We start from the raw sequence: 7,855 nt of genomic DNA on the forward strand, positions 1-7,855 counted from the left end.
CCAGCTTTTAGTCGGCCCAGCTTTCGATCATCGCATCGACTTCTGCTGCCGCGCCCGCGGCACCGGGTTCCGCGCGCAGGGCTTCGCCGGTTTCGGCGGCGCGCCTGCGCATCTCCGGCGCTTCGGTGGCTTTCAGCGCCTCGGACAGGGTCGCTGCCGTCAGGCGCTTCTGCGGCAGAGGCGGCGGGCCGGCACCGGTTGCCGCCACCCGCTGGCCCCAGAAGGGCTGATCGCCGAACACCGGACAGATGACCGAGGGGCGCCCCCAGCGCAGGCCCTCGTGGGTGGTGCCGGCGCCGCCGTGATGAACCACCGCCGCACAGCGTGGAAACAGCCAGTCGTGCGGCGCGGATTCCAAAAAACAAACGTGCTCATTGCTGCTTGAATCCGTCAGGCCGCCCCAGCCGGTCGCCAAGACCCCGCGCTTTCCGACCGCCCGCAGCGCGTCGATCACGTTTTGGGTCAACGGCCCCGCGTCCTTTCCCGGCATGCTGCCGAAGCCGACATAGACCGGCGGCGGTCCGGCTTCGAGAAAGCGCGATAGCGCCGGCGGCGGCTGCCAGCCGGTGGCGGGCTCTGAGAACCAGTATCCCGTAACCTTCTCCCGGCTGCCCCAGTCTTCCGCCGCGGGCACCAGGTGGCGGCTGAAGCCGTGCAGCCGGGGCACGGCCTTTCCCGCCGGGTGGTAGCCGCCGAAAAGGTCTCGCGGTCCCTTCTCCGCGAGGCCAAGCCGTTCGCTGCGCCAGCGGCCGACCTGCCCTGACAGCAGGCGATGCATCAGGCCGACGACCGCCTTGTGACTCATCCGGTTGCCGAAGCGCCCGAGGTCGCCGAACGGCAGGCCCGGGCTGGGGAAGGCGCCGGTGGGGATATAAGCGGGGATCAGGGCCGTCGGTACGGCGATGATCTGCAACGCCTCGGCGATATGCTGAGCCGCCAGCCCCTTGGGGTGATGGTAGAGAATGATATCGGGCCGTACCTCCTGCGCGACGGCCCACATCTCGTCGAGCTGGCGGCGGAACAGGCCCTTGGAGGCGCGCCAGGCCCGGATCTTGCCGGAGAAGGTCCGCAGCGCCGCTTGGATCTCCGGCGTCTGGATCATTTCCCGCACGTTGTCGGAAAGCGGCGCGGCGGTCAGGCCTTGGGCCTCGATCATCGCCTCGAAGCCCTGCCCCGTACTCACGATCACGTTGTGGCCGCGGGCCCGCAGCGCGGCGCCCAGCGCCACATAAGGCTGCACGTCGCCGCGCGACCCCAGGGTCAGGATAAGAATCCGCATGCGTCCGGCATAGAGGTTTTGCCCGGCCCCGTCGAGAGGGGGGTCGAGAGTGAGGGCGAGAGGCGGCTGGAGAGGCCTTCGGGTGAGGGCACCCCTTTTTTGCAGCCCTTCCGGGCCCGGTGGTTGCATCGGGTGGGCTGGAAACCCGCCGCCTGCTGTGATCCTATGGATCTTGAGAGAGCAGAGCGCCCCCGGTTGAGAACAACCCGGCTGAGAACAACAAGGGCCGGCCGCGGGGCGAGAGGAAGAGGGGACCCAGGAATGAAAACCGGGGATATGATCGTCTGCGGAATCACGATCCGTGCAAGCTGCCTGTCGGTTTGCCTGCTTTGGGCGAGCCTCGCCCTGGCGCCGCTGCCCGCCGCTGCGGCGGCGCTGGAAGACGCGCTCGGCGCCCAGTTGCGCGCCGGCGTCGGAACCGCGGCCACCGATGACGAAATCGAGTCGCTGACGGTTCTGGAGCGCTTTTACCAGGCGCGCGGTCTGCAGCCGGTCTGGGTGGACGAGGCCGGGGCCTCGCCGCGCGCCCGGCAACTGACCGATCTGCTGCTGGCAGCCGATCTCGACGCTTTGGATCCGCGCGACTATGGGGCCGAGCAGATCGTTGCCCTGCTGGAGGCGAGGGAACCGGGGTCACTGGCTGAGCTTGAGGTGCGTCTGACCCAGGGGCTGGTGCGCTATGCCGCCGATCTCGGCCAGGGCCGCACCACGCCGCATATTGCCGACCCGGCGCTTTTCGTGTTCCGGGAGGAGGTGCGCAAGGAGGCGGTGCTGGCCGCCGCTGCCGAAGCGGAAGACCTGCGGGCTTTTGTGGAGAGCTACCGGCCCGACACCGTGCGTTACGACCGCCAGAAGGTCGCGTTGGCCGAATACCGCGCGCTGGCGACCCAGGGCGGCTGGCAGCCGCTGCCCCAGGGGCCGACCCTGAAGCCGGGCATGACCGATCCGCGGGTCGGCCTGCTGCGCGAACGCCTGCGTCTCTGGGGCGACCTGAAGCCGGACCAGGATCTGAGTGAAAGCGGCGGCGATCCATACTTCTACGACGACAAACTGGTCGAGGGTGTGAAGTGGATGCAGTACCGCCACGGCCTGACCCAGGACGGCGCGGTCGGCAGGAAGACCCTGGCGGCCCTCAACGTGCCCATCGAAACCCGCATCGAGCAGATGGTGCTGAACCTGGAGCGCCGGCGCTGGATGCCCGATGATCTCGGCCAGCGCCATATCTTCGTCAATCTCGCCGATCAGCTTCTGAAGCTGGTGGAGGGCGAAAAGACGCTGCTCGACATGCCGGTGGTGGTCGGCCGGCCCTATCACTCGACCCCGGTCTTCAGCCACCAGATGACCTATCTGGTGATGAACCCCTATTGGAACGTGCCGCCGAGCATCGCGCGCAAGGAACTGCTGCCCAAGATCAAGCAGAACGCCAGCTATCTGGCGGAGCACAACTTCACCCTGTTCAGCGACTGGAGCAGCGGCGCCCGGGTGGTCGATCCGCTGATCGTCGACTGGGCGGCGGTGAACCGCAACAACTTCCCCTACAAGCTGCGCCAGGGCTCCGGCGACGGCAACGCCCTGGGCCGGGTGAAGTTCATGTTCCCGAACCGCTTCAACATCTATCTTCACGACACACCGGCGAAAGCGCTCTTCGGCAAGGACGAGCGCACCTTCAGCCACGGCTGCATCCGGGTTTCCGATCCGCCGGGTCTGGCCGAGGCGGTTCTGACCCAGACCGGGGACTGGCCGCTGCAGCGCATCAACGAGACCATCGAGTCCGGGGAGCGGCGCATCGTTACTCTGAAAGAGCCCCTGCCGGTGCACATCAGCTATCTGACTTCCTGGGTCAACAAGGACGGCTCCGTGCATTTCCGCAAGGACGTCTACGGCCGCGACGCCAAGCTGGCCGAGGCCCTGCTCGGCGCCCGGGCCGGCGACTGGCGCTAGGGTCTTTCACGAACTCTTCCGGTCCCGCTGACGCGGGGTTCCCCCCTCACCCCGGCCCTCTCCCCTTGTGGGCTATGGGATTCACACATTTTCGATGTTTGTTGCGAGTGCGAATCCGGTGAGTTGTGCTGCGAGGGTTTGCCAACCGGTTTTCATGGTCTTTGGTCCGGGCGGTTTGTAGTAGCAGTTCCATCCGCCGAGGCGGGCGCAGACCCAGGCGAGGAACGCGAGGCTGTCGGCTGGATGCGGATTTTTCTGGCGCTCGGTGTTGCCTTCGAGCGTCTTGGAGATCGCCTGGAATGCGGGCAGAAAGCCGGCGTCGAGGGCGTCCGTCGCCGGTCGGCGCGAGCCGTCGCGGGCATCGACCAGTTGCATGATGCGGGCCGCCGCGCCGAGCGCCATGGCGGCGAACTTCATCAGCCGCCCGGCATCGTGCATCTGGGTTTCGTCGAAGCGCAGGCCGTCGCTCTTGCAGGTTCGGAACAGCTGCTCGATGCGCCAGCGCAGGCGGTAGAGCTGAACCGCACGCTGCGGCGCGATGTCCGCCGACGACAGCAGACGCCAGTGCAGCGCCGCCTTGCCCGCCGGCGGATCGGGCTCGCGCGCTTCGACGACGGTCATCTCGACCATCTCTGCGGCATGCGCCTTCTTCAGCCTCGAGGGGCGGACGATCCGCACACGGCGTGCCCGCAGTTCCACCGTGGCCTCGCGGCCCTTGTCGCCCGGCCCACGCGGGCCGACCTTCACGACAGACCGGCCTTGCGCAGGTTCCGCCGCCAGTGCCTCGAACAGGCGGCGGCCATCCGCCCCGTCTGCTTCGTTCTCCCCGTCCGCCAAGCCACGGTCGTGGCGCGCCCGCACCACAAGCTCCACGCCCTCGGGCTTGCCGGCAAACAGCGTGTAGACGTCGCTTTCCCGGTCGGCCACCACGGTTACGCTGGCGGCGCCGGCCAAACCCTCGCCGGCGCAGCGCGCCCCGGACAGCCAGCGACCGCTCTCCTTGTCCGAAGGCGCACGCCGCCGACGATCGCCCGCCTTGACCGGCGGCCGGGTCCAGATCTCGGCCCCCACAAGGCCAAGCACCGCCTCGTCCTCGGCGTCCACCGCAAGCAGCGGGTGCAGGAAAAAGGCCGGGCTCGTGCCATCCGCCCCGCATCCAAAACCCCGGCGGTTGGCCGCGCGGTTCTTGAAGTTGATCTCGCTCGTATCCTGGATGCAGATCACATGCCGACCCGCGCACACCGCCGCCGTCCGGGCCGCAAGGCCGGACAGGATCGCCGCAACGCTGGAATGCGGCGAAGACAAAAACCGGTGGCACGCCATCTCACCAGCCCGGTCACCACCAACCTTGCGCAATACGCAACTGCCGCTCGACACCAACTGGTCCATCATCCATTCCGACCGACCCGCAACACGCACGTCTCCAAACCCAGCCATCCAGATCCCCCAAAAAAACCTGGATTGCTTGAGGAGGGTGAGGGGGCGTTTGGTACCTACAGAATCTGGCTCAGAAACTCCCGCGTGCGCGGGTCCTTGGCTTCGGTGAAGAAGGTTGCCGGGGGGCCGTGTTCGACGATGACGCCGCGGTCGGTGAAATAGATGTGGCCGGCGACTTCCCGGGCGAAGCCCATTTCGTGGGTCACCAGGATGCAGGTCATGCCTTCCTCGGCGAGCTGGCGGATGGTGACCAGCACCTCTTTCACCGTCTCCGGGTCCAGCGCCGCGGTCACCTCGTCGAACAGCATCACGTCGGGCCGCATGGCGAGCGAGCGGGCGATGGCGACGCGCTGCTGCTGGCCGCCGGAAAGCTCGCCGGGGTAGGAGCCTTCCTTGCCCTCCAGGCGCACCTTCTTGATCAGCGCCAGGGCGCGTTCCTCGACCTCGGCCCTGTCTTCCTTCAGCACCTTGATCGGTGCCATCATCACGTTTTCCAGCGCCGTTTTGTGGGGGAAGAGGTTGTACTGCTGGAACACCATGCCGGCCTTGCGGCGCAGCGCCAGCTTGTCCAGCTTGGGGTCATTCACCTCCTGCCCCTCGACCTTGATGGAGCCGCTGTCCATCGGTGTCAGCGCGTTGATGCAGCGGATGAAGGTCGACTTGCCGGAGCCCGAGGGCCCGATGATGCAGACCACGTCGCCCTTCATCAGGTCCATGGAAATGCCTTTCAGCACCTCCAGCTCGCCGAAGGATTTGTGCACGTCGCGGCAGGCGACGATCGGCTGGTCCGGGGTCCAGGGAGCAGTGGCGTTCATGAGCGGTCTTTCGGATTCGGAGCGGCGTAGGTAACCCTCTCCCCTCGTGGGAGAGGGAGGGGCCCGCGTAAGCGGGAGGGTGAGGGGGGCTTCGTTGATCGGGGACTCATCTGTCTATACCGGGAGTCACCCTCACCCCGACCCTCTCCCATCAAGGGAGAGGGGGAACTAAATGTGGGCCGGTACAACTTGAGGAACCCTCTCCCCTCGCGGGAGAGGGAGGGGCCCGCGAAGTGGGAGGGTGAGGGGGCGCTCTCCATCACAGCTTCACCTGATAGCGCCGTTCCAGGCGGCGGGTGGCGACGGCGATGGGGTAGCAGTAGGCAAAGAAGCAGATCAGCACGAAGCTGTAGAAGGGGATCAGCAGCTCCGGCCGGTTCTCGGCGGCAAGCGCGCGGCCGGTCTGGGTCATCATCTCCGACACGCCGACGATGGAGGCCAGCACGGTGGCCATGGTGAGGATGGCGTAGAGGTTCATCCAGGGCGGCAGCATGCGCTTCACGCACTGCGGCAAGATGATCTCCCAAAGCGTCTGGCGCCGGGTGAAGGCGAGGGACTCGGCGGCTTCCCACTGGCCCGAGGGCAGCGACTTGACGGCGCCGCGCACGATCTCCGAGACGTTGGCCATCACCGGCAGGGCCAGGCCGATGGTCGCCTTCACCCAGTCGGGGAAGGGAATGACGACGATGCCCAGGTCGAACTCGAAGGGCAGCAGGAACATGCAGAAGAACAGCAGCACCAGCCAGGGCGCGTTGCGGAAGAACTGGGTGACGAACCAGGAACCGCCGCGCACCGGCGGCAGCAGGGAAATCTGCATGAGGCCCAACACCGCGCCCGTCCCGGTGCCGATGGCCATGGCGAGGAAGGAGATGGCGATGTTGAAGACGAAGCCCTCCAGCATCACCGGTACCCAATTGATGAGCGCGGCAAAGGCGCTCTGCTTTTCGGGTGTCCCACTTTGCGCCTCGGCGATGCCGGCGGAGAGCAGCAGGATCGCGACCAGCCAGAGCCCGTGGCGGGCGCGCAGGCGGGGCAGGGGAAAGCCGGCGGCGCGCTCCTTCTCCGCCGTGGCGGCAAGGCGCTGGGCGGCGGGCAGCAGCACCGGCAGATCGGTACCGCCATCGAGAACAGGCTTCTTACCGAACATACCCATTATCCGAATCCGGGCAGGCGCATCGCCCGCTCCCACCTGTGCATGAACCAGACCAGCACCCCGACCAGGAAGACGTAGGCGATGAGCAGGAAGGTCATCATTTCCGGCACGTTCACCGAGTCCGACCAGATCTGGTTGGCCATGTAGAGCATCTCCGGCACCGCAATCGCATAAGCAAGCGTCGTGGTCTTGACCAGGTTCACGAGGTTGTTGTTCAGCGCCGGCAGGCAGACGCGGAAGGCCAGCGGCAGAACGATGTAGAGGTAGATCTGCAGACGGTTGTAGCCAAGCGCCTCCGCCGCCTCCTTGGTCGACTCCGGCACCGCCTCGACGCCGGAGCGGAAGATCTCCACGTTGAAGGCGCCGGCGAAGAACGATAGCGAGATCACCGCCCAGGCGAAGCTGCCAAGAATCGGCTCCTGCAGGCCGAAGCGGTTTTCAGTGGTCGGCAGGATCGAGCCGATGGCGAAGTAGAAGAAGTAGAGCTGCACCAGCGGCGGGGTGTTGCGGAAGAACTCGATATAGGCGGCGACGATGCGGCGCAGGATCACCGAGCGCGCGCCCTGGACCCAGGCGCCGACCACACCGATCACCAGAGAGAGCGCAAGGCAGATCAGCGACAGCCAGATGGTCATGAAGAAACCATCGATCAGCCGGTTGCGGTCGTAGGAATCGTAGATGAAGGTGAGGTTGATCCCGGTGTCCTGATAGAAGACCCGGAACCAGTTGTAGACTGCCTCCACTGAGCCGCCGTCCCCCTGTTACTTTTTGTCTGGCGTCACCCTAGCGCATTTGGCGTTTGGAACGAAGGCCCCCTCACCCCGACCCTCTCCCACCCAGGTCATTTGATTGGGGGAGAGGGGGAACCAAAAAGACACCCTCTCCCCTTGTGGGAGAGGGAGGGTGAGGGGGCTTCTTTTTTGTTACCGCTCGATCGACGGATTCACGCCGCGGAACAGGGTATGCATCTTCTTGGCGAAAGGCGTTTGCTCCAGGCCGTACTTGCTCTCCAGCTCCAGGATGCGGCCGGAGGTGTGCCACTCGACGATCATGCCCGCCATCAGCGCGGCGAAGGCATCCTCACCCTTCTTCACCGCCAGACCCCAGGGGGCGTCGTCGATGGTCGGCAGCGGCATCTTCCAGCCTTCCCAGTCGGCATCGCCCAGGCGCGAGACGATGAAGCTGTCGTCGTAGACGAAGGCGACGCAGCGGTTCTGCTGCAGGGCGGTC

7 protein-coding genes are annotated in these 7,855 nt (G+C 66.3%); 1 reads left to right on the plus strand and 6 read right to left on the minus strand.

All coding sequences use genetic code 11. The annotated features are described in order from the left end of the window. Positions 1-7: 7 nt before the first annotated feature. Positions 8-1,279: a glycosyltransferase gene (locus tag ACP146_RS25655; RefSeq protein ID WP_422369600.1), complete on the minus strand. Its 1,272-nt coding sequence runs from the start codon at positions 1,277-1,279 to the stop codon at positions 8-10. A gap of 261 nt (positions 1,280-1,540) precedes the next feature. On the opposite strand from ACP146_RS25655, the gene ACP146_RS25660 reads away from it, so the two are divergent. Continuing rightward, positions 1,541-3,220, plus strand: a complete 1,680-nt coding sequence (locus ACP146_RS25660) for a L,D-transpeptidase family protein (RefSeq protein ID WP_422369601.1) — start codon at positions 1,541-1,543, stop codon at positions 3,218-3,220. 81 nt (positions 3,221-3,301) lie between these two features. On the opposite strand, the gene ACP146_RS25665 is transcribed toward ACP146_RS25660, so the two are convergent. From ACP146_RS25665 to ACP146_RS25685, 5 genes are all read right to left on the minus strand, one after another. Further along, positions 3,302-4,657 (minus strand): IS4 family transposase, encoded by a 1,356-nt coding sequence (locus tag ACP146_RS25665; RefSeq protein WP_422364941.1) that lies wholly within the window; start codon positions 4,655-4,657, stop codon positions 3,302-3,304. A 56-nt stretch (positions 4,658-4,713) separates the two neighbouring features. Further along, positions 4,714-5,472, minus strand: coding sequence for an amino acid ABC transporter ATP-binding protein (locus ACP146_RS25670; protein WP_422365904.1), 759 nt, complete (start codon positions 5,470-5,472; stop codon positions 4,714-4,716). Positions 5,473-5,731: 259 nt separating this feature from the next. Beyond that, on the minus strand, positions 5,732-6,619 hold the full coding sequence (locus tag ACP146_RS25675; protein WP_422365905.1) for an amino acid ABC transporter permease: 888 nt from the start codon (positions 6,617-6,619) through the stop codon (positions 5,732-5,734). 5 nt (positions 6,620-6,624) lie between these two features. Then, complete coding sequence (locus ACP146_RS25680; RefSeq protein ID WP_422365906.1) at positions 6,625-7,368, minus strand: amino acid ABC transporter permease; 744 nt, start codon at positions 7,366-7,368, stop codon at positions 6,625-6,627. A gap of 180 nt (positions 7,369-7,548) precedes the next feature. Continuing rightward, positions 7,549-7,855, minus strand: a 307-nt coding sequence (locus ACP146_RS25685) for a hypothetical protein (protein ID WP_425032979.1), incomplete at its 5' end; no start/stop codon positions are given.

The sequence above is a fragment of the Pelagibius sp. genome (genome assembly GCF_965249265.1).
GTDB lineage: Bacteria > Pseudomonadota > Alphaproteobacteria > Kiloniellales > Kiloniellaceae > Pelagibius.